Origin of the sequence: Streptomyces sp. NPDC058257, from assembly GCF_042881845.1 — a bacterium.
Classification (GTDB): Bacteria; Actinomycetota; Actinomycetes; order Streptomycetales; family Streptomycetaceae; genus Streptomyces.
Map to the genome: position 1 here is coordinate 521,128 of NZ_JBHVXJ010000003.1, position 24,896 is coordinate 546,023.

The following is a 24,896-nucleotide window of genomic DNA, read 5'->3' on the forward strand; positions in this document are numbered from 1 at the left end:
CAGCACCAAAGCAGAAGGACCGGAAAGACCCCCCGGCCTTCCGGTCCCGCCACTTCTTTCCCCCGAGATCCCCGTTCCCCCCGTGGACCCCGTTCCCCCTGCAACCGCCGCCTCCCCCCGGGAGCGGCGGCCCCCGTGATCCCTAGGCGACCAACTCGCCGAAGGACTCCTCCTGGTCACGGCCGAAGCTGAGGATCTCGTCCTCGCGCATCCGGCGCAGAGAGCGCCAGATGCTGGACTTCACCGTGCCCACGCTGATGTCGAGGATTTCCGCGATCTCGGGGTCCGTGCGGCCCTCGTAGTAGCGCAGGACCAGCATCGTCCGCTGCAGTTCGGGGAGGCGGGCCAGGGCCTGCCAGAGAACCGCGCGGAGTTCGGTGCCACGCATCGCGTCCGTGTTGACCGCCGTCTCCGGCAGCTCCTCGGTCGGGTATTCGTTGAGCTTGCGGCGCCGCCAGGCGCTGATGTGCAGGTTGGTCATGGTGCGGCGGAGGTATCCGCCGACCGCGGCCTTGTCGCTGATCCTGTCCCAGGCCCGGTACGTCGAGAAGAGGGCGCTCTGGAGCAGATCCTCGGCCTCGAAACGGTCACCGGTCAGGTGATAGGCGGTTGCGTACAGGGAGGCACGACGCTCCTGGACGTAGGCGGTGAACTCCGCCTCCGACGCCGATGCGCGTTCCCCCGTGTCCTGCCTGTACGCGGCTCCCCCGTGAGCCTCCCCGCCGGTTCCCCCGTTGTCCCCGTGGGTTTCCCCCCGGTACGCGTCAACCACCGTCATGTACGCGGTGTGCTGACGCCCGGTGCCGCGAGCGCACCCCCGCCCGCTCACGGCACCGGACTTCTCGTGCCTCTCGGCGGTCCGGATCACGTCGTGGAGTCGCGTGATTACTGCGCTTGAGCTGGTGCTGTGCAGCGTGTTCATCTCGCGCCCCCCGTCGGTGGTGTCCGGCTCTTTCCGTCTGACCAGAACTCTGCCGGACCCACTTCATGACGGTGTCCGCCGACTGTCACAGGCCTGCAACAGCGGTTCCATGTGTGAGGGAGAAGTGTGGGATGGGGTACCGACCAGCCCTTTGCGGACCCGGGGAACGACCAAGAGTCGAACTGTGACCGTGCCATGGGACAGAATGACGTCCGTGCCTTCCCTGTTGCTGATCGAGGACGACGACGCCATCCGAACGGCCCTTGAGCTTTCGCTCACCCGACAAGGGCATCGGGTGGCTACTGCTGCCACCGGCGAGGACGGCCTGAAGCTGCTCAGTGAGCAGCGGCCGGACCTGATCGTGCTGGATGTGATGCTGCCGGGCATCGACGGGTTCGAGGTGTGCCGTCGTATCCGGCGCACCGACCAGTTGCCGATCATCCTGCTGACCGCGCGCAACGACGACATCGACGTGGTCGTCGGGCTTGAGTCCGGTGCCGACGACTATGTCGTGAAACCCGTACAGGGGCGGGTGCTCGACGCCCGTATCCGTGCGGTTCTGCGGCGCGGTGAGCGCGAGGCCAATGACGCGGCGGCGTTCGGTTCGCTCGTCATCGACCGCGCCGCGATGACCGTCACGAAGAACGGCGAGGATCTGCAGCTCACACCGACCGAGCTGCGGCTGCTCCTGGAGCTGAGCCGCAGGCCCGGGCAGGCGCTCTCGCGACAGCAGTTGCTGCGCCTGGTGTGGGAGCACGACTACCTCGGTGACTCCCGGCTCGTCGACGCGTGTGTGCAGCGCCTGCGCGCGAAGGTGGAGGACGTGCCGTCCTCGCCGACGCTGATCCGTACGGTGCGTGGAGTCGGCTACCGGCTGGACACGCCTCAGTGACCAAACCGCAGGACAGGCTCCGCGGTTGGGCCGCGGCGCGCAGGGCGATAATGGCGGGGCTCCGTTTCACGAGTCTGCGGCTCCGGCTCGTCGTGGTGTTCGGGCTCGTGGCGCTCACCGCCGCCGTGACGGCCTCCGGGATCGCGTACTGGCTGAACCGCGAGGCGGTCCTGACCCGCGCCCAGGACGCGGCCCTGAAGGACTTCCAGCAGGAGATGCAGACCCGTGCCGGCGCGCTGCCGCCCAATCCGACCCAGGACGAACTGCAGCAGGCCGCCGGGACGATGGCCAACAGCAGCCAGCGCTACAGCGTGCTCCTGATCGGGCAGGACACCGACGGTGACACGATCGTGGGCTACTCCGACCTGGACGCCTTCACGCTGGCCGACGTACCCAAGTCGCTGCGCAAGACGGTGAACAAGGAGCAGCCGCTCACCTCCAGCAACAAGAGTCCGTACCACCTGTACTGGCAGCGGACCGTCGACAACGGCACCCCGTATCTCGTGGGCGGTGCCAAGGTGATCGGCGGCGGGCCGACCGGATACATGCTCAAGTCCCTGGAGCCGGAGGCGAAGGACCTGAGCTCGCTCGGCTGGTCGCTCGCGATCGCCACCGGGCTCGCGCTGATCGGTTCCGCGCTGCTCGCGCAGGCCGCGGCGACCACCGTGCTCAAGCCGGTGCACCGGCTCGGCGTCGCCGCGCGGCGGCTCGGTGAGGGCAAGCTGGACACGCGCCTGAGGGTGTCGGGCACGGACGAACTGGCCGATCTGTCACGGACGTTCAACCGGACCGCGGAGAGCCTGGAGAAGAAGGTCGACGACATGAGCGCCCGTGACGAGGCGTCGCGGCGCTTCGTCGCCGACATGTCGCACGAGCTGCGTACGCCGCTGACCGCGATCACCGCGGTGACCGAGGTCCTGGAGGAGGAGCTCGACGCGGAGACCGGCAGTGTCGATCCGATGATCGAGCCCGCCGTGCGCCTCGTGGTCAGCGAGACCCGCCGCCTGAACGACCTGGTGGAGAACCTGATGGAGGTCACCCGCTTCGACGCGGGCACGGCCCGGCTCGTCCTGGACTACGTGGACATCGCCGACCAGATCACGGCCTGCATCGACGCCCGCGCCTGGCTCGACGCGGTCGAGCTCGACGCCGAGCGCGGCATCATGGTGCGGCTCGACCCGCGCCGCCTCGACGTCATCCTGGCGAACCTGATCGGCAACGCCCTCAAGCACGGCGGTTCCCCGGTGAAGGTCTCGGTGCGGCTCGCGGGCGAGAGGCTCGTCATCGCGGTGCGTGACGCAGGCCCCGGCATCCCCGAGGACGTACTGCCGCACGTCTTCGACCGGTTCTACAAGGCGAGCGCGTCCCGGCCGCGTTCGGAGGGCAGTGGTCTGGGGCTCTCCATCGCCCTGGAGAACGCGCACATCCACGGCGGGGAGATCACCGCGGCGAACTCGCCGAAGGGCGGCGCGGTGTTCACGCTGTGGCTGCCGCGCGATCCGTCGGGGCTGCTCGACGAGACGGACGAGGGCACGGACGGTGACGATGCCGTCGAGGGAGAGAAACCATGAACCGCCGACGGCTGCGTGCCGCCCTCGTCGCCGCCGCGCTGACCGCGACGCTCGCCGGCTGCGGGATCCGCTCGACGGAGGTGCCCACGGACTTCGGTCCCGGGCCCTCCCGCGTGCCCTGCGTGATGTCCGGGTCGAACATCGCGTCGCAGTCCACCAGCGGAGTCCCGGTACAGGTCTTCCTGGTGTGCGCGGCGCAGCTGGTGACCGTCGACCGGTCGGTGCGGATCCCCTCCAAGAAGGCGGCGACCGACCGGGTCCGCATCGCGCAGGCGCTCCTCGACGAGCTGGCGCACACCCCGTCGGGTCCGGAGAAACAGGCGGGCTTCGCGACGGACGTGCGCGCCGGGACGGTCGTCAGCGGCCCCGCGAAGGGGGACCCCGAGGACGCGCTGCGGTTCAGTACCTCTCCCGACGATCTGTCGGCGTTCGCACTGGCTCAGATCGTGTGCACCTTCGCGGACAGCGCGGCGGCGGACGGCGGCCGGCAGGTGATCATGGGCGGCCCCGGCGACGAGCCGCTGCGCCGCTACGAATGCACCCAGGCGGTCCGCCAGCGCCCCGGAACGGTGGCTCCGCCCACCGAAACGGTGAAGTAGCCGAACAGGACAGTCACCCTGTGCGATCAGGACAGCGCCGCGTACCGGGAGGAGATACGCGGAACCGATCCTGCCACTAGGTGCGTCTTGGGGGGCGTGCGTCAAGGCTCGGGCGGCCACGGGGCCGCCATTCGCTTCCGTGCGACAGGAGGGTTCCTCCTGGTCGCGCATCTTCTGCTCGTCGCGTGGCTCACGCTGCGTCCGCTGGACGTGCCCTGGGTCAGCGCGGCGAACCTTCAGCCGTTCGCCGGCATCAAGGCGGATCTGGCACTCGGCCCTGTCGAGGCGGCCCGGCACATCGGCGGCAGTCTGCTGCTGCTGGCCCCGCTCGGCCTGCTGCTGCCGCTCGCCGGAGGGCGGGTCCATGTCTCGCCGCTCGGTTCGCTGGTGCGAACCGTCGCGGCGGGCGCGCTGATCTCGCTCGGCATCGAACTGCTGCAGACCGGGGTTCCCGGGCAGGTCGTCGACATCGACTCGCTGCTCCTGAACACGGTGGGCGTGGCCCTCGCGCACGTCGCCGTGGTGCCCGCGGCCAGGGCCAGACTCCGCCGCCGTACCGGCGTGGAGGATCGGGTGCCCCTTCTTCGGGAGGACGCTTCTCAGGGTCCGACCCCGACGATTCCCAGGGTCGGCATCGCACCCTGGAGCGACGCCTCGGCCGCTCCGTGAACGTAGCTTTGAGTCATCGGGGTAAACGCCCCGAACGACCTCATACCGACGGTTCACGAAGGAGCTCTCATGACCGCCCTTGCCCGCCCCAGGAACGGCCGGATGATCGGCGGAGTCTGTGCCGCCCTCGCCCATCGCTTCGGCACATCGGCGACCACGATGCGCGTGATCTTCGTGCTCTCGTGCCTTCTTCCCGGACCGCAGTTCCTGCTCTACATCGCGCTCTGGGTCCTGCTGCCCACCGAGGGCAAGACCTCGCAGGCCGCCTGGTGAATCGGCGTCCTTCGCCGCCACATATGTACGCCGATGGGGCGCACCCTGATTTCGCGGGCGCGCCCCATCGGCGTACGCGGTGACCGGCGAGGATCAGCCGAGCGGCAGACCGTCGAGCGGCAGACCCTGCAGGGGCAGGCCCTGGGTGGGCAGGGCGCCGGAGATCGGCAGGCCGCCGAGCAGACCGGCGACCGGGTCGGCGGGCTTGACCGACCTGTCGGCGGCGGGCTTGGTGCTCTCGCCGAGCTTCGCGACGGTCGGCGCGGCGGCCTCCAGGGTGCTGCCGACCGCGTTCTGACCCGCGGCTACCGCCTCGGGGCCACCGGCGGGCAGGTTGTCGGCGACCTGCTCCACGGGCAGCATCGAGGTGGCGGAGCCGAGCGCGTCCGTGGCGTCGGGCAGGCCCGGAGCGGCGGTGGCGACACCCGCACCGGCGGCGGCGAAAGCGGCGCCGAGAGCGGCGACACCGAGGGTCTTGACGGCAGACTGCTTCATCTTCAATGCGTCCTTGATGACGGGGACTTTTGAGCGGCCCATGACCGTAAACATGTGAAGGGGCAGTCCGCAAACAGCGAAACAGCAAAAGCGCGACCGGGAATTAATGTTCCCGGCCGCGCCCGCATCGCCTCAATTTCTGTTACATATCGACAGAAGCCCTGGTGGAGGCGGTCTGACGGAACAGCCATTCGGACTTCAACTCGGCATATCCGGGCTTGATCACGTCATTGATCATGGCCAGCCGTTCATCGAAAGGAATGAACGCTGATTTCATCGCATTGACTGTGAACCACTGCATGTCGTCGAGCGTGTAGCCGAATGTGCCGACCAAGTGCTCGAATTCACGGCTCATGGTGGTGCCGGACATCAGACGATTGTCGGTGTTCACCGTGGCCCGGAAGTGCAGCTTTCGCAGCAGACCGATGGGGTGTTCGGCGTACGAGCTCGCCGCGCCCGTCTGGAGATTGGAACTGGGGCACATCTCCAGGGGGATGCGCTTGTCCCGTACGTAGCTGGCGAGGCGGCCGAGCTTCACGGTGCCATCGTCGGCGACCTGGATGTCGTCGATGATCCGCACGCCATGGCCGAGCCGGTCGGCGCCGCACCACTGCAGGGCCTGCCAGATGGAGGGCAGCCCGAAGGCCTCACCGGCGTGGATCGTGAAGTGGTTGTTCTCGCGCTTGAGGTACTCGAAGGCGTCGAGGTGGCGGGTGGGAGGGAAGCCCGCCTCCGCGCCCGCGATGTCGAAGCCGACGACACCCAGGTCGCGGTAGCGGTTGGCGAGTTCGGCGATCTCCAGGGCGCGGGCCGCGTGCCGCATGGCGGTGAGCAGGGCGCCCACGCGGATGCGGTGCCCCGCCTCCTTCGCGCGCCGCTCGCCTTCCCGGAAGCCTTCGTTGACGGCCTCGACGACCTCTTCGAGGGTGAGGCCCCGCTCCAGGTGCTGCTCGGGGGCGTACCGGATCTCGGCGTAGACGACGCCGTCCCGCGCCAGGTCCTCGGCGCACTCGGCCGCCACGCGCTTGAGGGCGTCCTTCGTCTGCATCACCGCGCAGGTGTGGGCGAAGGTCTCCAGATAGCGGGGCAGCGAACCGGAGTCGGCGGCCTCCCTGAACCAGATCCCCAGCTTGTCGGGGTCGGTCTCGGGCAGCCCCTCGTAACCCGACTCACGGGCGAGGTCGACGATGGTGCCGGGGCGCAGGCCGCCGTCGAGGTGGTCGTGGAGGAGCACCTTCGGGGAGCGGCGGATCTGTTCGGCGCTGGGCGTTTCGCGGTCCGTCTGACCGGCTTTGGTGGTCTGGCTCGTCATCTCGGCACTCTAGCGCCTACGCGCGTAGATCGCCCGGGGAATCTCATGGGTCGATACGTAACAGTGACCCCGCGGACGGGTGGCGTACACCATCGCTTCTGACACTGTTCTGTCATGGCACAGCAAGCGACGCCCGATTCCGCGCGCGCGGCCAGGCTCGGGCGCGTGATCGGCACCCGTCCTTCGTCGGTCAGCGGCGCGGTGCTGCTGCTCCCCGGCGGCCACGAGACCTCAGCCCGCAAGCCGTCCCCGTTCGCCGCCAACGCGGTGCGCGCGCTCGGCCGCAAGCTCGCCCAGGACGGCCGCGGCGAGGGGCTCGCCGCGCATGTCGTGCACTACCGCTACCGCGGGTGGAACGGGGCGCAGGCGCAGCTCGCGCGGGACGCGGAGTGGGCGGCCGACGAGGTCACCCGGCTCTACGGCGATGTCTCCATCTGCCTCGTCGGGATGGACATGGGCGGCCGGGCCGCCCTGCGGGCCAGTGGGCACGACGCGGTCAACTCCGTCCTCGCACTGGCCCCTTGGCTGCCCGAGGACGATGTGGCCGCGCCTCCCGAGCCGGTGAAGCAGCTCGCGGGGCGGCGGGTCCTGATCGTGCACGGCACGAACGACGAGCGGACCGATCCGGAGCTCTCGTTCCGGCTCGCGGAGCGGGCGAAGAAGGCGAACCGGGAGGTGTGCCGGTTCGAAGTCCACTCCGACGGGCACCGGTTGCATCAGCACCATGACGAAGTCCAGGCGCTGGTATCGGACTTCGTCATGGGGTCGCTGTTCGGCCACGCGTACGCGCGTCCGTTGGAGGACGCGCTCGCGGCTCCGCCGCCGTTGGGGCTGCGGATGCCGCTCGCATCCGGCTTCGGGCGGTCGCTGAAGCACTGAGCGGTCATACGCGGCGGGCGGGCACGTCACCGTCTCCCGTCGCGGACGCCCGCGCGACCCCGTGGGCGACGCCCTCGCCGCCCTCGGGCCCGAACGCCAGGTCATCGCCGCGACCCCGGGCGCGGCAGCGGCGCTCCCCTCGCCCTCGACCCCCTCGTCCTCGACCCCATCGTCCTCGACACCGACCTCGCCGTCACCGTCCCCCAAGCCGTCACCGACTCGGCCCCGCGCGACCTCGGCCTGCGGACGCTCCCCCTCCCCCGCACCATGCCGCCGATCCCCTAGCACCTGGTCCGGCACCGGCACCGGCACCGGCACCACGACAACGACCGCGCCCACGCATGGCTGCGCGCCCGGACCCGCTCGGCGCTGCGGACCCGGACCCTGACTATTCGGGCAGCAGCCGTCCCCTGCGCCCCAGCAGGAACTTCTTGAACGCCGCCACCGGTGGAGTATCCGGGTGCCCGTCCAACCACGCCACGCCGATCTCGCGCACCGCCCGCTGCCCCGTCACCGTCAGCTCCACGACTCCCGGCCTGGGGACGGCCGGTGGCGGCAGGAGGGCCACGCCGAGGCCCGCCGCCACCAGCCCCCGCAGCGTCTCCGCCTCCTCCCCCTCGAACGCGATCCGCGGCCTGAAGCCGGCCTCCTGGCAGAGGTCGTCCGTGATGCGGCGCAGGCCGTAGCCGGGTTCGAGGGTCACGAAGGCCTCGTCCGCCGCCTCCGCGAGACGGACCCGCTTCCGGGAGGCGAGGCGGTGATCGTCCGGCACGACGAGGCGGAGCCGCTGCTCGTCAAGGCGGCGGGCGACCAGGTCCGGCGCGTCCGGCACGGGCGAGGTCAGACACAGGTCGAGCTCCCCCGCCCGCAGGCGCTCGATCATCGCTTCCCCGTAGTTCTGTACGAGGCTGAAGCGGATCCGCGGATGGTCCGCGCGGAAGGCGCGGATCAGGCCGGGCACGGTCTCCGACCCCATGGTGTGGAGGAACCCGAAGGCCACCTTGCCCGACGCCGGGTCCGCGTCCGCCCGTACGGACTCCGCCGCCCGCTCCACCTCGCCGAGCGCCCGTTCGACGGAGGCGAGGAACGTACGGCCCGCCGGGGTCAGTGACACCGTGCGGCCGTGCCGCGCGAACAGGTCGACGCCCAGGTCCTGTTCGAGGCGTACGAGCGCACGCGAGAGGGTCGACTGCGGCACCTGCATCTCCTGCGCGGCCCGCGTCACATGCTCCGTCCGTGCGACGCCCGCGAAGTACGCGAGGCGCGGCGAGAGCAGCGCGGACCAGGACTCCGGGGTCAGCTCGGCCGGGCCCGACGCCGCCGCGCCGATGTCTCCTACGTAACTGCTCTGCGACAGACGCCGCTCTGAACTGCGCTCATGCACCATAGGAACGATTATGGCCAGTCCATGCATTGGACGGATGAGTCATGTGTGCCTACGTTCAATGCATGCCTCCTGCCAGTAGCGGGGCGTCCGTCACCCACGCGGCCGCCCACCCCCCGTCGTCCCCGGACACCGACGCCCCCGACGTCACCGACACACGTCTGAACCCCGGCGGTCCCGGTTACCGCCGGATGAGCTTCGCCCTCTTCCTCGCGGGTGTCGCCACCTTCGCCCTCCTCTACTCCACGCAGGCGCTGCTCCCCCTCGTCTCCGCCGACTTCGGCGTCAGCGCGAGCTCGGCGAGCTGGACGGTGTCGGCCGCCACGGGCGCCCTCGCCCTCTTCGTACTGCCCCTGAGCGCGCTCAGCGAGCGGTTCGGGCGCCGGACGCTGATGACCGTTTCGCTGACGGTCGCGGTGGTCGTGGGCCTGCTCGTCCCCTTCGCGCCCTCCATCGGCGTGCTCGTCGCGCTGCGTGCCGTGCAGGGCGCCGCCCTCGCCGGGCTTCCGGCGTCCGCGATGGCCTTCCTCGCGGAAGAGGTCAGGCCCAAGGCGCTGGTCGCCGCGATCGGCATGTTCGTGGCGGGCAACTCCATCGGCGGCATGAGCGGGCGCATCATCACGGGCTGGGTCGCGCAGGCATGGGGCTGGCGCGTGGCCGTGGGCGTGGTGGGTGTCGTGGCCGTCCTGTGCGCCCTCGCCTTCCGCGCGCTGCTCCCCGCGCCGCGCCACTTCACTCCGGGCTCGCTCAACCCCAAGGCGCTCGGCAGGACGATCCGTTCGCACCTCGCCAACCCGCTGCTGTGCAGGCTGTACGCGATCGGCGCCCTGTTCATGACGGTGTTCGGCGCTGTCTACACCGTGATCGGATACCGCCTCACCGAGGCGCCCTTCTCCCTCCCCCAGGGCATCATCGGCTCGATCTTCCTGGTCTACCTCGTCGGTACGGTCTCGTCGGCCGCCGCGGGGAAGCTGGTGACGCGGCTCGGCAGGCGCGGGGCGCTGTACCTGGCGGTGAGCACGACGGCGGGCGGTCTGCTGCTCTCCCTGTCCGACGCCCTCGTCATGGTGCTGCTGGGGCTCGTCCTGATCACCGCGGGCTTCTTCGCGGGACACGCGGTCGCCTCCTCGTCCGTGAGCCGTACGGCCACCAGCGGGCGGGCGCAGGCTTCGGCGCTCTACCAGTCCGCGTACTACCTGGGCTCCAGCGCGGGCGGCACGCTCGGCGCGGTCGCCTTCCACGCGGGAGGCTGGGCCGGGACGGTCGGCCTGGGTCTTCTCGCGGTGCTCGGCGTCGCGTCCATCACCGTCTGGGGGTCGCACGCGGCTCGCGCCCAGGAACGGCGGGGGCTCGTGGCGGCGCACTAGCCGTCCCGGACGGTCCTTTCCCGGCTGCGGGTTTTCCCACTCCGGGGGCCGTTGTCAGTGGGCTGCGGTAGCTTCCGAAGTGCTGGGGACTTCCGTGGCAGCCGCAGGGGTGGGTTGGGATGACTGACATCGCAGGCACGACGTCGGAACTGGACGTCACTCTCGAGAAACACCGGGTCGAACTGACCGGGTACTGCTATCGCATGCTGGGGTCGGCCTTCGAGGCCGAGGACGCGGTGCAGGACACGATGGTGCGGGCCTGGCGGAGCTTCGAGAAGTTCGAGGGCCGCTCCAGCCTCAGGTCGTGGCTGTACAGGATCGCGACGAACGTCTGTCTGGACATGCTGAACGCGGGCAACCGCCGCGCGCGCCCGATGGACCTGACGGCGGCGGCGCCCCTCGCCCAGGCCGCGCTCACACCGCGCCCTGACAACGTGTGGCTTGAGCCGATGCCGGACGCCCGCATGCTGCCGTCCCTCAGCGACCCCGCGGAGGCGGCCGTGGCGAAGGAGTCGGTGCGGCTCGCTTTCGTCGCCGCCCTGCAGCAACTGCCGCCCAAGCAGCGGGCGGTGCTCATCCTGCGCGAGGTCCTCGCGTGGAAGGCCAGCGAGGCGGCCGAGCTCCTCGACACCTCGGTGGCCTCCGTCAACAGCGCGTTGCAGCGGGCGCGGGCGACCCTCGCCGAAGCCCCCGCCGACGACACCGCCGTCTCCGATCCGCTGGACGACGAGCAGCAGAAGCTCCTTGAGCGGTACGTCGCGGCCTTCGAGGGCTATGACATGACGGCGCTGACGGCGCTGCTGCACGAAGACGCCATCATGACGATGCCCCCGTTCGACCTCTGGCTGCGCGGCACCGCCGACATCACCGGCTTCATGTCGACCATCGGCGCCTCCTGCGCGAACAGCCGCCTGTTCCCGGTCGACGTCAACGGCACGCCGGGCTTCGCCCACTACAAACCCGACCCGGAGAACGGCGGGTTCTCGCCGTGGGCGGTTCAGGTCATCGAGATCTCAGCGGGGCGGATCGCGGGCTTCCACTGCTTCCTGGACACGCCCCGGTGGTTCCCGCTGTTCGGCCTGCCGCTCCATCTCGACGACAAGGCCGAGTAGTTCGACGAGCCCGACGAGACCGAGCAGGGCCAGCAGGGCGGGGGACGGATTTCTGAGACGGATCCGGCCCCCTGCCCTGCGGGCGGCGAGGTGCAGCCGGGCTATGACGTCGACCGTCGTGAGGTCGGCGGTGGTGACGGCGGCGACGTCGCAGATCACGTCGTCATCGCCGGGGCGGTGCCGGGCGGCGGCCACCCGGTCGCACAGATGCGGGATGTCGCCTGCGCGCAGGGGGCCCTCGATTCGGATGAGGTTCTCTTCGGGAGCAGCCATGCAGGGTTGACCGGTGGGACGGCCGGAACTCATCGGTACGGGCGCCCCGTGCCGCCGCATGCCGCCCCGCCCCGTGCCGCCCCGTGCCGCCGCATGCCGTCAGCCGCGGGTCAGGCCTGGGGCCGCTTGCGGACGCGCAGGGTCAGGGCGTTCACGAAGTCACCCCGCCCGCTGTCGTACTGCTGCTCGTGGAACGACTGACCCGCTCCCGACCCGTACATGCGGAAGAACCACTTGCTGTTCCACTCGTTCTTCGCCTCCGAGAGCCGCCTGAACTCCTCGGTGCCCCGCTGGGCGCTTCCGGCGAGTTCTTTGAGCAGCTTGTTCACCTGGTCCATCTCGGAGCCCCCGGGCGCGGGCTTGCCCTTGGAGCGCAGCAGAGGGATGGCGGTCTTGGTCTTGAACTCCTCCACCAGCTTGGGGAGCAGTTCCTGCAGCGCGTCGCCGGAGTTGGCGGTGCGGGTGTAGTTCTCCAGGGTGACGCGGTCCTCGCCGTTCGCGCTGAGCGCCGCGACGCCCGCGAAGTGGAAGCCCCAGATGTCCTGGGGCTTGGCCTCGGGGGTGGCGGACCCGGCGAAGTCGAGCTTGGCGCTCTGCCCCAGGGAGACGGTCGCGAAGCCCTCGCCCACCGCGGGGGCCGCGGCCTTGTTCACCCCGAGGTCCGCTGCCGCGGCGTCCATCTCTCCGGGGTGCTCGCGCAGGGCGCCGCCGTAGCGCTCCGGGGTGGGTGCGCCCTTCGGCGCTCCCGCGCGGTCGGCTAGACCGTCGGCCACGCCGTCGACGGTCTTGTCCTCCCAGGGCATGGCGTCCCGCCCGGTCAGGACGACGTCCGTCTGCCTGCCGCCGCCCATCAGTTCCCTGGCCACGTCGATGCATTCGGACTTGAGCAGGTTCGCGAAGCCCGACTCGGCGTTCTTGGGGTTCTCCCGTGTCTGGGGCTGTACGCGCTTGAGGACGACGGACCCGTCGCCGTCCGGTTTCTCCACGGAGATCTGCGCGCCGCGGACCGCCAGCGAGTAATTGCTGCCGACGTCCGTCAGGGACGCGTTGCTCGCCTCGATGACGCCCCCAGTCGCGTAGAACTCCTTCGGTTCGCGCGCGGTGTCGTGCACCGCGAGGGATCCGTCGCCCGCGACCCTGAGGGGCAGCCCGAGCGGCGGGTCAGGCTCGACGCCGGTCTCCTCCGCAACGTCCTGCTGGAAAGGGTCGTGGGTACGGGCCCCGAGGTGGTCCACCGAGTGCTTCGAGGTCTGCCGCGGGTCCGGGACCAGGGCGCCCTGTGATGACTGCGACTCGAAGTAGGGGCCCTCGCCCTGCTCGCTGACCAGGCTCTTGACCTGGCCGCTCGCGTAGCGCTGCACGTGGATCTGTTCGCCGTGCCGGTGTGCGTCGCCCGCGCCGCCCGCGTCGCCCGCGTCGCCCGCGTGCGGGTGGCCGGCCCGGCGCAGCATCTGGACGACAGCGGCGTTCCCCGCGTCGCGATGCAGGGCGATGAGCCCTCCGGGCGCCACCGCACCCGCGGGCCGCCGGACCGGGGCACGGGTTGGCCCGGCGTCGGCGGCTCTGGCGTGATCGTGGTCATGGTCGTGCAAGGCTGCCCCTCCCGCGCAGGATGCGACTCATCCCTGAATACGCGGCACGGGCGGGCGGGGACCAGGTACGGAAGGGCACAGTCCCCGACCGCACGGGCAAACTCACACGGCCGCCCCCGCAAGGAGCGCGGAGAACGGCGCGAGCAACCACAACACACCCGCAGCCGGGCCCCCTCAGGACGGACCGAGCCCTTAGCCGATCCGGTCCAGCACGATCGCCTCCGGCGAGAAGTCCGTCCCGGCGGGAGCGACGTCGTACGCCCCTTCGAGGGACTGGAGCGCGTACGCGAAACGGTCCGGCGTGTCCGTGTGCAGGGTCAGCAGCGGGGCGCCCGCCTCGACGGAGTCGCCCGGCTTGGCGTGGAGTTCGACGCCCGCGCCCGCCTGGACGACGTCCTCCTTGCGCGCACGCCCCGCGCCGAGCCGCCAGGCGGCGACGCCGACGTCGTACGCGTCGAGGCGGGTCAGGACGCCGGAGGACGGCGCCGTGACGACGTGCGTCTCGCGGGCCACCGGCAGGGTCGCGTCCGGGTCGCCGCCCTGGGCGGAGATCATCCGGCGCCACACGTCCATCGCCGAGCCGTCCGCGAGGGCCTTCTCCGGGTCGGCGTCCTTCAGGCCCGCCGCGTCGAGCATCTCGCGGGCCAGGGCGAGGGTCAGCTCGACGACGTCGGAGGGACCACCGCCCGCCAGGACCTCCACCGACTCGCGGACCTCAAGGGCGTTGCCCGCCGTCAGGCCCAGCGGCGTGGACATGTTGGTGAGCAGCGCGACCGTACGTACGCCGCTGTCGGTGCCCAGCTCGACCATGGTGGACGCCAGTTCGCGGGCGTCGTCGATGTTCTTCATGAAGGCGCCGGTGCCGACCTTCACGTCGAGGACCAGCGAGCCCGTGCCCTCGGCGATCTTCTTCGACATGATGGACGAGGCGATCAGGGGGATCGCCTCCACCGTGCCCGTGACGTCCCGCAGCGCGTACAGCTTCTTGTCCGCGGGGGCCAGGCCGTCGCCGGCCGCGCAGATGACAGAGCCGACGCCCTCCAGGACGGACAGCATCTCCTCGTTCGAGAGGAGAGCCTTCCAGCCCCGGATCGACTCCAGCTTGTCCAGGGTGCCGCCCGTGTGACCGAGACCCCGGCCCGACAGCTGCGGAACCGCGGCGCCGCACGCGGCGACCAGCGGGGCGAGCGGCAGCGTGATCTTGTCGCCGACGCCACCCGTGGAGTGCTTGTCGGCCGTCGGGCGGGACAGGGACGAGAAGTCCATGCGCTCGCCGCTCGCGATCATCGCGGCCGTCCAGCGGGCGATCTCGCCGCGGTTCATGCCGTTGAGCAGGATCGCCATGGCAAGGGCCGACATCTGCTCGTCGGCGACCACGCCGCGGGTGTACGCGTCGATGACCCAGTCGATCTGCTCGCCGCTCAGCTCGCCGCGGTCCCGCTTCGTACGAATCACGGAGATGACGTCCATGGCATAACCCCTCTTTGCGCCTTAAAACGGTGAGGCGACTCTACGCGCATAGAGCCGCAGGATGAAGACGGCCCCTCCCCGTCGCACAGCAACAGGAAGGGGCCGTGCGTCAGTTGAGGTGCTCCGGGCCGAACGGGTCCGGGAGCATGTCCCCCAGTGTCCGGATGCCGGCGGCCGTCTCAAGAAGGAGCGTCGCGCCACCGAACTCGTAGAGCAGCTGACGGCAGCGGCCGCAGGGCATCAGGATCTCGCCCTTGGCGTCGACGCAGGTGAAGTGCGTCAGACGGCCGCCCCCGGTGAGCTGGAGCTGGGATACGAGGCCGCATTCGGCGCACAGGCCGAGGCCGTACGACGCGTTCTCCACGTTGCAGCCCGACACCGTGCGGCCATCGTCCACGAGGGCCGCGGCGCCGACCGGGAAGCCCGAGTAGGGGGCGTAGGAACGGGACATGGCCTCGCGTGCGGCATCCCGCAGCGCGTCCCAGTCGGGCTCGGTCTCGCTCTCCGGCTCGGAGCCGCTCTCGGTCTCGGTCACGTTCCTTGTCCCTTTCGATAGGGCTGGCCGTCCGCCTTGGGCATGCGCAGCCGCTGGGCGGAGAGCGAGAGCACAAGGAGCGTGACGACGTACGGCGTCGCGGTGACGACCTGGTTGGGAACCTCGTCGGTCAAGCCGTACCACGCGAACATGAGCGCCGAGACGGCCGCGGTGATCGCCGCGGGGACGTAACGCTTGCGCCATACGAGGTAGACCGCGCCGATGACCAGCAGGATCGCGAGCAGCAGGAGCAGCGCGTGCACGTTCGTGCCGCCGCCCCGGAGCTTCAGGCTGTCGGTGTAACCGAAGAGACCGGCGCCGAGCGCGAGTCCGCCCGGCATCCAGTTGCCGAAGATCATCGCGGCGAGGCCGATGTAGCCGCGTCCGCCGGTCTGGCCCTCCAGGTAGATGTTCGAGCCGACCAGCGAGAGGAACGCGCCGCCGAGCCCGGCGAGACCGCCGGAGATGATCACGGCGAGGTACTTGTACTTGTAGACGTTCACGCCGAGGGACTCCGCCGCGACCGGGTTCTCGCCGCAGGAGCGCAGACGCAGACCGAACGACGTACGCCACAGGACCCACCAGCTCAGCGGCACCATCGCGACGGCGATGACGGTGAGCGGCGAGAGATCCGTGAACAGGCCGCCGAGCAGGCCCGCGATGTCCGAGACGAGGAACCAGTGCTTCTCGTTCAGGTCCTGCAACCAGTCGGAGAGGCCGGGGACGGAGAAGCTGCCAAGGGATTCGACCGGCGGCGACTGCTTCGACGTACCGCCTTCCTTGCCCTCGAAGGCGAAGGTGGAGAGGTAGCGGGTGACACCCAGGGCGAGGATGTTGATGGCCACACCGGAGACGATGTGGTTGACGTTGAAGGTGACCGTCACGATCGCGTGAAGCAGTCCGCCGAGCGCGCCGCCGAGTATGCCGAACAGGATGCCGACCCACGGGCCCCACTGGTAACCGGCGAACGCGCCGAACCAGGTGCCGAGGATGAGCATGCCCTCCAGGCCGATGTTGACCACGCCCGCGCGCTCGGCCCACAGACCGCCCAGGCCCGCGAGGCCGATCGGCACGGCCAGCCGCAGCGCGGTGGACATCTGCCCGGTGGAGGTGATGCCGTCCGCGTCGGTGATCAGCCGGACCACCGAGGTCAGGACGAGGACACCCGCGATGATCAGCAGGAGGACGGGGAGCGAGATGCGGCGGCGGCCCGGCGCGGGCTGCTTGGCCGGGGGCTTGGCTACGGTTGCCGAGCTCATCGGGCAGCCACCTCCTTCACGGTGTCGTTGTTGCCGTTGTCGTCGTTGCGGGCGGCGGCCAGTTCCTCACCGACGCGGCGCTGCTGACGGCTCAGGCCCCAACGGCGTACGGCCTCGTAGGAGACGACGACCGCGATCACGATGAGACCCTGCATGATCACCGCGATCTCCTTGTCGTACGCGACCGGGGTCGCGTAGTCGAGAGCGGGTGACGCCTTGTCCAGGAAGGCCCAGAGCAGCGAGGCGAACGCGATGCCGACCGGGCTGTTGCGGCCGAGCAGCGCGATGCCGATGCCCGTGAAGCCGAGGCCCGCGGGGAAGCTGAGGCTGTAGGTGTGGGTGTCGCCGAGCAGGATCGGCATGCCCGCGAGGCCCGCGACCGCGCCGGAGATCAGCATCGCGCTGAGCACCATGCGCTTGGCGTTCACACCGGAGGCCGCGGCAGCCGACTCGGAGGCGCCGGTGGCACGCAGGTCGAAGCCGAAGCGGGTGCGGTTGAGGACCAGCCAGTACAGGACACCCGCCAGAGCGGCGATGATCACGAAGCCGTAGATCTCGCCGGAGTCGCCCATGCTGATGCCGGGGAACCAGCCGGACTCGTGCATCTCGCCGGTGGTCTGGTTGTTGCCGACCGGGACGCCGAAGTTCTCGGTGAGGGTCATGTAGCCGATGACGCTCGTCGCGATGGCGTTGAGCATGATCGTCGCGACGACCTCGCTGACCCCGCGGGTGGTCTTGAGGATGCCCGCGATGCCCGCCCAGAAGGCGCCGGTGAGCATGGCGACCAGCATCAGGAGCGGGATCTGGAGCGGGGCGGGGAGCGCCACGTGCGCGCCGACGACGGCGGTGGCCATCGCGGCGAGGCGGTACTGCCCGTCCACACCGATGTTGAACAGGTTCATGCGGAAGCCGACGGCCACCGCGAGCGCGGCCAGGTAGTACATGCCGGCCTGGTTGATGGTCAGGACCTGGATGTCGGAGTAGCTGATCTGCTCCAGCATCAGGGTGTACGGCTCGATCGGGTTCTTGCCCGAGGCGAGCAGCACGACCGAGGTCAGCGCCACGGCCACGACGAGGGCGATGACCGGTCCGGCCACCGCGAGGAGCAGACGCTCCTTGTCGAACTTCTTCATCGGGCCTCGTCCTCCGAAGTCTCGGTCTCGGCAGAGCCCTCTTCGGGGTCTTCTTCTACGTGTTCGAGGTGGCCGGATGCCGCACCCGTCATCGCCGAACCGAGCTCCTCCGGCGTGACGGTGGCCGGATCGGCGTCGGCGACGAGCCGTCCGCGGTAGATCACGCGGAGGGTGTCGGAGAGGCCGATCAGCTCGTCCAGGTCCGCCGAGATCAGCAGGACGGCGAGTCCTTCGCGGCGGGCCTCGCGGATCTGGTCCCAGATCTGGGCCTGCGCGCCGACGTCCACACCGCGGGTGGGGTGGGCGGCGATCAGGAAGCGGGGCTTGTGGCTCATCTCGCGGCCGACGATCAGCTTCTGCTGGTTGCCGCCGGAGAGGGAGGCGGCCGTGACGTCGATGCCGGGCGTGCGGACGTCGTACTGCTCGACGATGCGCCGGGTGTCGGCCTGCGCGCCCTTGGGGTCGAGCCAGAAGCCGCCCTTGCCGCGGGAGTTGGGCTTCTCGGTGACGTGACCGAGGATGCGGTTCTCCCAGAGCGGCGACTCCAGGAGGAGGCCGTGGCGGTGGCGGTCCTCGGGGATGTAGCCGACGCCCTGCTCGCGGCGGTGGCGCGTGGCCAGCTCCGTGATGTCCTCGCCCGCCATGCGGATGACGCCCGAGTCGGCGTGCTTGAGGCCGATGAGCGCGTCGATCAGCTCGGTCTGGCCGTTGCCCTCGACGCCCGCGAGGCCGAGGACCTCGCCCTCGTGGATCGTGAAGGAGATGTCGTCGAGGAGGGCGCGGCCCGACTCGCCGTCGGCGAGGAGCTTGAGCTCCTCGACCTCGATCATCGCCCGGTCGGTGACCGTCGACTCCGCCGTCTCCGGCGTGGGCAGCTCGCTGCCGACCATCAGCTCGGCGAGCTGGCGCGGCGTCGTCCGGGAGGGGATGGCCGTGCCGACGGTCGTGCCGCGCCGGATGACGGTGATGTCGTCGGCGACGGAGAGGACTTCGCCCAGCTTGTGGGAGATGAAGATGACGGACAGGCCCTCGGACTTCAGCTCGCGCAGGTTGTCGAAGAGCGCGTCGACCTCCTGGGGCACGAGCACGGCCGTGGGCTCGTCCAGGATCAGCGTGGTGGCGCCGCGGTAGAGGACCTTGAGGATCTCCACGCGCTGCCGGTCGGCGACGCCGAGGTCCTCGACCATGGCGTCGGGGCGGACCCCGAGGCCGTAGCGGTCGGAGATCTCCGCGATCTTGCGGCGGGCGGCGCCGCCGATGCCGTGCAGCTTCTCGCTCCCGAGAACGATGTTCTCCAGGACCGTGAGCTGGTCGGCGAGCATGAAGTGCTGGTGGACCATGCCGATGCCGCGCGCGATGGCGTCGGCGGGGCTCGCGAAGGTCACCTGGGCACCGTCGACCGAGATGGTGCCCTCGTCCGGCTTCTGCATGCCGTAGAGGATCTTCATCAGGGTCGACTTGCCCGCGCCGTTCTCGCCGACGAGGGCGTGCACGGTGCCCTTGCGGACGATCAGGCGGATGTCATGGTTGGCCACGACGCCCGGGAAGCGCTTGGTGATGCCGGTGAGTTCAACGGCAACGGCCTGTGCGGTGGGCGGAGGGCTGGTGGACGCGTCGATGGCGCACTCTCCTCGGAAATCCTCAGGAAAGGGGCCACCTACGCGCGTAGCGCCCCTGGTTCTACGGGAGTTGAGCAGTGGGCCGCGCGAACGGGGCGCGGGGGAACCATCGTCCCCCACACCCCGTTTCGCGGCCGTGACTTCGCTGTTGCAGCGCAGTACTGGTACAGCGATTCCCGGTTACAGCGTGGTCCCGGTTACAGCGTGGTCTTGACCTTGGTCTTGCCGCTGGTGATGTCCTGCTCGGCCTTCGCCACGGCGGCCTGCAGGTCCTTCATCTTCTTGTACTCGGGGTTCGAGTCGGCAAGCGCGACGCCGCCGGACTTCAGGTCCGCACGGACCACGCCGCCCTTGGCCTTGTCATCCTGGACCGACTTCGTCAGGTTGTACACCGCTCCGGCGACGTCCTTGGTCGCCGAAGTCAGGATGTACTTCTTGTACTTGGCCAGGGCCTTCTGCTCGTACTGGTCGGAGTCGACACCGATCGCCCAGACCTTCTTGGCGGCGGCCGCTTCGATCACGCCCTGCCCCGAGAGACCCGCCGCGTGGTAGACCACGTCGGCGCCGCCCTCGATCTGGCCGTTGGCGCCTTCCTTGCCCTTGTCCGGGCTGGAGAAGCCGCCGTCCTCGGCCTTCTCGGTGAGGAACTGGCGCTTGATCTTGACCGACTTGTCGGTGGCCTTGACGCCCTGGACGAAGCCGGCCTCGAACTTGCGGATCAGCGGGTTGTTCACGCCGCCGATGAAGCCGACGGTCTTGGTCTTGGTGGCCTTGGCGGCGGCGACGCCCGCCAGGTACGAGGACTGCTCCTCGTTGAAGACCAGGTCGGAGACGTTGTCCGCCTCGATGGTGGCGTCGTCGACGATGCCGAAGTTGACCTTCGGGAACTTCGCGGCGACTTCCTTCACGGCGGGGGCGTAGGCGTAGCCGATGCCGATCACCGGGTTGTAGCCCTGCTTGGCGAGCTCGGTGAGGCGCTGGGCCTTGTCGGCGTCGGACTCGCCGTCCGTCGGCTCGACGGCCTTCTTGCCGATCTTCAGGTCCTTGGAGGCCTTGTCCATACCTGCGGTCGCGGCATCATTGAAGGACTGGTCGCCCTTGCCGCCGACGTCGTACGCGATGGCGACGCCCTTGCTCTTGCCGTCGCCGGAACCGGCGGCGTCGCTTGAGGTGCCGCCGCAGGCGGTGGCGGAGACGGCGAGTGCGGCGGTCGCTACACCCGCTGCGGCAATTCGGGAAACCCGGCGCATAGAGAGGAACTCCTTATGTACAAGCAAGCAAAAGCACGTACGAGCGCCTCACCTGGCGCTGATTTCGCCGCAGCGTAACGCGCGTAGACCTGACATAAGAACCCTTCTGTCCCGTCCGTTATCGAGCTGTGGCCGCGAGGTTGCGCGAGCGTGTACGCAGTGTGGGGCGCCCCTCACGCAAGGGGCGCCCCACCTGTCGTACGTGCCGCGTACGTCCGCCCGTCGGCGCGGGCTACGGAGTGGTCTTGACCTCGATCTTGCCGTCCGCGATGTCCTTCTCGGCCTTCCGCACGGCGGCGACCACGTCCTTCATCGCCGTGTACTTCGGATTCGAGTCGGCGAACCCTACCCGGCCCGACTTCAGGTCGTAGCGCTGCTCGCCCGTGATCGGCTTGCCCGCGACGACGGACTTCGTCAGGTCGTACACGGCCCCGCCGACGTCCTTGAGGGCCGAGCCGAGGATGTAGTCCTTGTACTTGGCCAGGGCCTTCTGCTTGTACTGGTCGGAGTCGACGCCGATCGCCCACACCTTCTGGGAACCGGCCTCCTGGATCACGCCCTGCCCGGAGAGCCCCGCCGCGTGGTAGAGCACGTCGGCGCCCGACTCGATCTGGCCGCTCGCCGCGTTCTGCCCCTTGTCGGGGCTGGAGAAGCCGCCGTCCTCGGGCTTCTCGGTCAGGTACTGCTTCTCGATCTTGATCTTGGGGTCGACGGACTTGACGCCCTGTACGAAGCCCGCCTCGAACTTGTGGATGAGCGGGATGTCCACACCGCCGATGAATCCGACGTGACCGGCCTTGGTGACCTTGGCCGCGGCGACGCCCGCCAGATACGACCCCTGCTCCTCGTGGAAGACCAGGTCGGCGACGTTGTCCGCCTTCACGGTGTTGTCATCGATGATCCCGAAGGTGGTCTTGGGGAACTTCGCCGCGACCTCCTTGATCGCGGGGGCGTAGATGTAGCCGACGCCGACGACCGGGTTGTAGCCCTGCTTGGCCAGCTGTTCGATGCGCTGCACCTTGTCGGCACTGGACTCGCCGTCGCCCGGCTCCATGTCCACGCCGCCGATCTTGAAGTCCTTGCGGGCCTTCGCGTATCCGGCGTAGGCGGCGTCGTTGAACGACTGGTCGCCCTGACCACCGATGTCGTACGCGAGGCCGATGCCCTTGTCGTCGTACTTCGACGAGCCCCCGGACTTGCCGTCCTTGCCCTCGTCGTCCGAGGAGGCCTCGCTGCTGGTCTTGCCGCACGCGGAGGCCGCGAGGGCGACGGACGCCACCGCCACGGCCACTTGGCAGAGCCTCGTTCCCCGGGCTCCACGAGATCCTTGACGAAGACGCATAGGACGCACCCCTTACGTTCCCCGAAGCACCCTTGACGGGCCTGATTTCGGCGCACAGTAACGCGCGTAGAAAGGGAGGGGAACGGGGTTTCGCGCTGCCGTTACCTATTCGTGCCGAGGGCCGGTTACGTCCGGGTGAACGGTACCGCCGTAACCGGCCGATAGCGGTGCTTACTGCTTCCTGCCCACCGCTTGCCCGCTACCGGGTGCTGTCGAGGAGAGCGGCGGCCGTGAAGAGCTCGACGCCCACCGTGATCGCCGACTCGTCCGCGTCGAAGTCGCCCTGATGCAGATCGCGGACGGTGCGCTCGCCGGGCGTACGGACGCCGAGGCGGGCCATGGCTCCGGGCATGTGCTCCAGGTACCAGGAGAAGTCCTCGCCGCCCAGGCTCTGTTCGGTGTCCTCGACGGAGTGCGTGCCGCGCCGCAGCTCCATGGAGTCACGCAACAGGTCGGTCACTTCGGGATCGTTCACGACGGGCGGCACGCCGCGGATGTAATTCACCACGGACTTGGCGCGGTACAGGTCGGCGATCTCCTGGACGGCGCCGTGCACCAGGTCGGGCGCCTTCCGCCAGGCGGTGAGGTCCAGGCAGCGGACGGTGCCGGAGAGCTCGGCGTGCTGCGGGATGACGTTGCAGGTGTGCCCGGACTCGATACGTCCCCAGGTCACCGCGAGCCCCGAGCGGGCGTCGATACGCCGGGCGACCAGGGCGGGGACCTCGGTGACGACCTTGGCGGCGGCTGTGACGAGGTCGGTGGTGAGGTGGGGGCGCGCGGTGTGGCCGCCGGCGCCGTCGAGCGAGATCTCAAGACGGTCGCAGGCGGAGGTGATCGGCCCGTGCCTCAGCCCGATCTTCCCCGCGTCGACACGGGGGTCGCAGTGCACGCCGATGATGCGCCCGACGCCGTCGAGCACCCCCGACTCGATGGCGTCGGACGCGCCGCCGGGCAGCACCTCCTCCGCGGGCTGGAAGATCAGCCGCACGGGGCAGGGAAGTTGCCCCTGCTTCGCGAGATCGGCGAGCACGAGCCCGGCCCCGAGCACCACGGTGGTGTGTACGTCGTGCCCGCAGGCGTGGGCGCGATCGGGCACGGTGGAGTGGTACGGGACGCCGAGCTTGGTGTCCGGGATGGGCAGCGCGTCGATGTCGGCGCGCAGGGCGAGCATGGGGCGTACGCCGTCCCACCGCTCGATGCCGATGTCACAGACGAGCCCCGTGCCGATGTCGAGCACGCGGGGCTCAAGGCCGGCCTGCTCCAGCCTGGCCTTGAGGGCCGCGGTGGTGCGGAACTCCTGGTTGCCGAGCTCGGGGTGCATGTGCAAGTCGCGCCGGAAGGCGATGAGTTCGCTGCGCAAGTCGTCCGGGAGCACACCGGGAAGCACGGCTGCCCCGGGGGCGTCCCCCGCTGCTTCGCCGGGCAGATCAACCTCGGATCCTCGCTCGGACCCTCGCTCGGAATCTCGTGACATCAGTTGGTTCACCCTCTGAAGGGTAGGGCGAGCCATGTGCCAACTGACCCACGATCAACAAAAGTTCAGCCCGATAGGGTAAGAAAAAGTGGCCGCGTGGCGCATAAGCGCTACTTGAGGTGGGTAAACTCTCCGCCTTTTCAGGCAACGAGGCACTGGTCATATGCGTACGCGGCGACGTACGCGCTCCGGGCGGCCATCCAGATGACGCCCTCCACAAGTACCACGGAGGGGCGGGATCATGCGCGGTCGGGGGCGGCCGCCGCGCCCGCCCCCTCGTCACCCGGCGGCGGGCGGAATATGGCGCTCCGGGGCGGGGTTCGCAGGAGGGTATCGCCTGAGCCGGGCGGGGTTCGCAGGAGCGTATCGCCTCCAGGCGGGCGGCGTCCGTGGACCCTCCGAGCTCCTCGGAGTGAGCGAAGGCTGAAGGTGGGTGTGGGCGTGAGAGAGATGAAGTCCATTGTCAGGACCGGTGCTGGTGGGCCTGAGGTTCTTCAGTTCGTCGAGCGTCCGGTTCCCGAGCCCGGGGTCGGTGAGGTGCGGGTCCGTGTGTACGTCTCCGGCGTCAATCCGACCGACTGGCGCAGCCGCCGGCGGGCGCTGCCGCCGGGTGTGCGCGAGGAGGTGCCCCACCAGGACGGGGCCGGGGTGATCGATGCCGTGGGTCCGCAGGTCGACCCGGCGCGGGTCGGGCAGCGGGTGTGGATCTGGGAGGCCGCCTGGGAGCGGCCCTGGGGAACGGCACAGCAGTACACGCTCGTCCCCGATCAGCACGCCGTCGCCCTGCCCGACCACGCCCCGTTCGAACTCGGCGCCGCCCTGGGCATCCCGGCCCTGACCGCCCACCGCGCGCTGACCGTGCACGACGGCGGGCCCGGCCTGCTCGCGCCCGGCACGCTGCGAGGCTCGACCGTACTGGTGGCGGGCGGCGCCGGCGCCGTGGGCAACGCGGCGGTCCAGCTCGCCCGCTGGGCGGGAGCCCGCGTGATCACCACGGTCAGCGGCCCCGCCAAGGCCGCGCTGGCGCACGCGGCGGGTGCCCACCGGGTGATCGACTACCGCACGCGAGACACGGTCGCGGAGATCCAGGCCTTCGCTCCCGAGGGCGTCGACATCATCGTGGAGGTCGCACCGGGCGCCAACGCCGCTCTCGACATCGCGGTGGCCGCCCAAGGCGCGGTGGTGGCGTACTACTCGGGCGGCGAGAACGAGCAGCTGTCCATCCCCGTACTCACCTCACTGCCGTCGAATCTGCGCTGGCAGAGCGTCTTCGTCTACACCGTGCCGTCCGCGGCGAAGCAGCAGGCGCTCACCGACGTCACGGCGGCAGTGAACGCGGGCGCGCTGCGTGTGGGCGAGGAAGCGGGCCTGCCACTGCACCGCTTCACGCTGGAGCACACCGCCGACGCCCACGCGGCTCTCGAAAAGGGCGTGGTGGGGCGGGTACTGGTCGACATCCCCTGATCACAGCTCC

At 69.9% G+C, this 24,896-nt stretch carries 23 protein-coding genes; 9 read left to right on the forward strand and 14 right to left on the reverse strand.

Annotated features, from left to right (window positions below):
- Positions 1-142 precede the first annotated feature (142 nt).
- On the reverse strand, positions 143-922 hold the full coding sequence (locus ACFVXC_RS11360; protein ID WP_389903998.1) for a SigE family RNA polymerase sigma factor: 780 nt from the start codon (positions 920-922) through the stop codon (positions 143-145).
- Positions 923-1,136: 214 nt separating this feature from the next.
- On the opposite strand from ACFVXC_RS11360, the gene afsQ1 reads away from it, so the two are divergent.
- The 5 genes from afsQ1 to ACFVXC_RS11385 all read left to right on the forward strand — a co-directional run bounded on the left by afsQ1 (position 1,137) and on the right by ACFVXC_RS11385 (position 4,926).
- On the forward strand, positions 1,137-1,814 hold the full coding sequence (gene afsQ1 / locus ACFVXC_RS11365; protein WP_389904000.1) for a two-component system response regulator AfsQ1: 678 nt from the start codon (positions 1,137-1,139) through the stop codon (positions 1,812-1,814).
- Positions 1,815-1,864: 50 nt separating this feature from the next.
- A complete protein-coding gene (locus ACFVXC_RS11370; RefSeq protein WP_389904447.1) occupies positions 1,865-3,385 on the forward strand; it encodes an ATP-binding protein in 1,521 nt (506 codons plus the stop codon).
- Complete coding sequence (locus ACFVXC_RS11375) at positions 3,382-3,984, forward strand: hypothetical protein (RefSeq protein WP_389904003.1); 603 nt, start codon at positions 3,382-3,384, stop codon at positions 3,982-3,984. The genes ACFVXC_RS11370 and ACFVXC_RS11375 overlap by 4 nt, the downstream gene beginning before the upstream one ends.
- Positions 3,985-4,080: 96 nt before the next feature.
- The gene (locus ACFVXC_RS11380) at positions 4,081-4,653 is read left to right on the forward strand and encodes a VanZ family protein (protein WP_389904004.1); all 573 of its coding nucleotides are present in this window, start codon (positions 4,081-4,083) and stop codon (positions 4,651-4,653) included.
- 69 nt (positions 4,654-4,722) lie between these two features.
- Positions 4,723-4,926, forward strand: coding sequence for a PspC domain-containing protein (locus ACFVXC_RS11385; RefSeq protein ID WP_389904007.1), 204 nt, complete (start codon positions 4,723-4,725; stop codon positions 4,924-4,926).
- Between the two features lie 93 nt (positions 4,927-5,019).
- On the opposite strand, the gene ACFVXC_RS11390 is transcribed toward ACFVXC_RS11385, so the two are convergent.
- Together ACFVXC_RS11390 and ACFVXC_RS11395 are read right to left on the reverse strand one after the other, a co-directional pair.
- Complete coding sequence (locus ACFVXC_RS11390; RefSeq protein ID WP_389904010.1) at positions 5,020-5,421, reverse strand: ATP-binding protein; 402 nt, start codon at positions 5,419-5,421, stop codon at positions 5,020-5,022.
- A gap of 142 nt (positions 5,422-5,563) precedes the next feature.
- Positions 5,564-6,733: an adenosine deaminase gene (locus ACFVXC_RS11395; protein ID WP_389904013.1), complete on the reverse strand. Its 1,170-nt coding sequence runs from the start codon at positions 6,731-6,733 to the stop codon at positions 5,564-5,566.
- Between the two features lie 114 nt (positions 6,734-6,847).
- On the opposite strand from ACFVXC_RS11395, the gene ACFVXC_RS11400 reads away from it, so the two are divergent.
- Complete coding sequence (locus ACFVXC_RS11400) at positions 6,848-7,612, forward strand: alpha/beta hydrolase (protein ID WP_389904015.1); 765 nt, start codon at positions 6,848-6,850, stop codon at positions 7,610-7,612.
- 388 nt (positions 7,613-8,000) lie between these two features.
- Here the strand turns inward: ACFVXC_RS11400 and ACFVXC_RS11405 are convergent, their stop codons facing one another.
- Positions 8,001-8,999, reverse strand: a complete 999-nt coding sequence (locus tag ACFVXC_RS11405; RefSeq protein ID WP_389904018.1) for a LysR family transcriptional regulator — start codon at positions 8,997-8,999, stop codon at positions 8,001-8,003.
- 62 nt (positions 9,000-9,061) lie between these two features.
- Between ACFVXC_RS11405 and ACFVXC_RS11410 the strand changes: the two genes are divergently transcribed.
- Positions 9,062-10,363 (forward strand): MFS transporter, encoded by a 1,302-nt coding sequence (locus ACFVXC_RS11410; RefSeq protein WP_389904020.1) that lies wholly within the window; start codon positions 9,062-9,064, stop codon positions 10,361-10,363.
- 119 nt (positions 10,364-10,482) lie between these two features.
- Complete coding sequence (locus ACFVXC_RS11415) at positions 10,483-11,475, forward strand: sigma-70 family RNA polymerase sigma factor (protein WP_389904022.1); 993 nt, start codon at positions 10,483-10,485, stop codon at positions 11,473-11,475.
- Here ACFVXC_RS11415 and ACFVXC_RS11420 read toward each other — a convergent pair.
- The 10 genes from ACFVXC_RS11420 to ACFVXC_RS11465 form a co-directional block, all read right to left on the reverse strand.
- The gene (locus tag ACFVXC_RS11420) at positions 11,377-11,748 is read right to left on the reverse strand and encodes an STAS domain-containing protein (protein ID WP_389904024.1); all 372 of its coding nucleotides are present in this window, start codon (positions 11,746-11,748) and stop codon (positions 11,377-11,379) included. The genes ACFVXC_RS11415 and ACFVXC_RS11420 overlap by 99 nt on opposite strands.
- Before the next feature lie 110 nt (positions 11,749-11,858).
- Entirely contained in the window at positions 11,859-13,340 is a 1,482-nt protein-coding gene (locus ACFVXC_RS11425) for a hypothetical protein (protein ID WP_389904026.1), read from the reverse strand.
- Positions 13,341-13,532: 192 nt separating this feature from the next.
- Positions 13,533-14,810: a thymidine phosphorylase gene (locus tag ACFVXC_RS11430; RefSeq protein ID WP_389904028.1), complete on the reverse strand. Its 1,278-nt coding sequence runs from the start codon at positions 14,808-14,810 to the stop codon at positions 13,533-13,535.
- A gap of 109 nt (positions 14,811-14,919) precedes the next feature.
- A complete protein-coding gene (locus ACFVXC_RS11435) occupies positions 14,920-15,345 on the reverse strand; it encodes a cytidine deaminase (RefSeq protein ID WP_389904030.1) in 426 nt (141 codons plus the stop codon).
- Complete coding sequence (locus tag ACFVXC_RS11440) at positions 15,342-16,604, reverse strand: ABC transporter permease (RefSeq protein ID WP_389904031.1); 1,263 nt, start codon at positions 16,602-16,604, stop codon at positions 15,342-15,344. The genes ACFVXC_RS11435 and ACFVXC_RS11440 overlap by 4 nt, the downstream gene beginning before the upstream one ends.
- Positions 16,601-17,737 carry an ABC transporter permease gene (locus ACFVXC_RS11445; RefSeq protein ID WP_389904032.1) on the reverse strand — a complete coding sequence of 379 codons (1,137 nt, stop codon included), beginning with the start codon at positions 17,735-17,737 and terminating at the stop codon, positions 16,601-16,603. Before ACFVXC_RS11445 ends, ACFVXC_RS11440 begins: the two co-directional genes overlap by 4 nt.
- Positions 17,734-19,356: an ABC transporter ATP-binding protein gene (locus tag ACFVXC_RS11450; protein WP_389904449.1), complete on the reverse strand. Its 1,623-nt coding sequence runs from the start codon at positions 19,354-19,356 to the stop codon at positions 17,734-17,736. The genes ACFVXC_RS11445 and ACFVXC_RS11450 overlap by 4 nt, the downstream gene beginning before the upstream one ends.
- 197 nt (positions 19,357-19,553) lie before the next feature.
- Complete coding sequence (locus ACFVXC_RS11455) at positions 19,554-20,606, reverse strand: BMP family protein (RefSeq protein WP_389904035.1); 1,053 nt, start codon at positions 20,604-20,606, stop codon at positions 19,554-19,556.
- Between the two features lie 232 nt (positions 20,607-20,838).
- Positions 20,839-21,948: a BMP family protein gene (locus ACFVXC_RS11460; protein WP_389904037.1), complete on the reverse strand. Its 1,110-nt coding sequence runs from the start codon at positions 21,946-21,948 to the stop codon at positions 20,839-20,841.
- A gap of 199 nt (positions 21,949-22,147) precedes the next feature.
- Positions 22,148-23,422 (reverse strand): amidohydrolase, encoded by a 1,275-nt coding sequence (locus ACFVXC_RS11465; protein ID WP_389904040.1) that lies wholly within the window; start codon positions 23,420-23,422, stop codon positions 22,148-22,150.
- 450 nt (positions 23,423-23,872) lie between these two features.
- Between ACFVXC_RS11465 and ACFVXC_RS11470 the strand changes: the two genes are divergently transcribed.
- Entirely contained in the window at positions 23,873-24,886 is a 1,014-nt protein-coding gene (locus ACFVXC_RS11470) for an NADPH:quinone reductase (RefSeq protein WP_389904451.1), read from the forward strand.
- Positions 24,887-24,896 lie beyond the last annotated feature (10 nt).

Bases quoted from the DNA above. Each gene is read 5' to 3' on its own strand.
- ACFVXC_RS11440 (WP_389904031.1), bottom strand. From the start codon at position 16,604: ATGAGCTCGGCAACCGTAGCCAAGCCCCCGGCCAAGCAGCCCGCGCCG.
- ACFVXC_RS11370 (WP_389904447.1), top strand. From the start codon at position 1,865: ATGGCGGGGCTCCGTTTCACGAGTCTGCGGCTCCGGCTCGTCGTGGTG.
- ACFVXC_RS11410 (WP_389904020.1), top strand. From the start codon at position 9,062: ATGCCTCCTGCCAGTAGCGGGGCGTCCGTCACCCACGCGGCCGCCCAC.
- ACFVXC_RS11455 (WP_389904035.1), bottom strand. From the start codon at position 20,606: ATGCGCCGGGTTTCCCGAATTGCCGCAGCGGGTGTAGCGACCGCCGCA.
- ACFVXC_RS11390 (WP_389904010.1), bottom strand. From the start codon at position 5,421: ATGAAGCAGTCTGCCGTCAAGACCCTCGGTGTCGCCGCTCTCGGCGCC.
- ACFVXC_RS11400 (WP_389904015.1), top strand. From the start codon at position 6,848: ATGGCACAGCAAGCGACGCCCGATTCCGCGCGCGCGGCCAGGCTCGGG.
- ACFVXC_RS11385 (WP_389904007.1), top strand. From the start codon at position 4,723: ATGACCGCCCTTGCCCGCCCCAGGAACGGCCGGATGATCGGCGGAGTC.
- ACFVXC_RS11445 (WP_389904032.1), bottom strand. From the start codon at position 17,737: ATGAAGAAGTTCGACAAGGAGCGTCTGCTCCTCGCGGTGGCCGGACCG.
- ACFVXC_RS11415 (WP_389904022.1), top strand. From the start codon at position 10,483: ATGACTGACATCGCAGGCACGACGTCGGAACTGGACGTCACTCTCGAG.
- ACFVXC_RS11375 (WP_389904003.1), top strand. From the start codon at position 3,382: ATGAACCGCCGACGGCTGCGTGCCGCCCTCGTCGCCGCCGCGCTGACC.
- ACFVXC_RS11470 (WP_389904451.1), top strand. From the start codon at position 23,873: ATGAAGTCCATTGTCAGGACCGGTGCTGGTGGGCCTGAGGTTCTTCAG.
- ACFVXC_RS11405 (WP_389904018.1), bottom strand. From the start codon at position 8,999: ATGGTGCATGAGCGCAGTTCAGAGCGGCGTCTGTCGCAGAGCAGTTAC.
- ACFVXC_RS11360 (WP_389903998.1), bottom strand. From the start codon at position 922: ATGAACACGCTGCACAGCACCAGCTCAAGCGCAGTAATCACGCGACTC.
- ACFVXC_RS11420 (WP_389904024.1), bottom strand. From the start codon at position 11,748: ATGGCTGCTCCCGAAGAGAACCTCATCCGAATCGAGGGCCCCCTGCGC.
- ACFVXC_RS11395 (WP_389904013.1), bottom strand. From the start codon at position 6,733: ATGACGAGCCAGACCACCAAAGCCGGTCAGACGGACCGCGAAACGCCC.
- ACFVXC_RS11460 (WP_389904037.1), bottom strand. From the start codon at position 21,948: ATGCGTCTTCGTCAAGGATCTCGTGGAGCCCGGGGAACGAGGCTCTGC.
- ACFVXC_RS11430 (WP_389904028.1), bottom strand. From the start codon at position 14,810: ATGGACGTCATCTCCGTGATTCGTACGAAGCGGGACCGCGGCGAGCTG.
- ACFVXC_RS11465 (WP_389904040.1), bottom strand. From the start codon at position 23,422: ATGTCACGAGATTCCGAGCGAGGGTCCGAGCGAGGATCCGAGGTTGAT.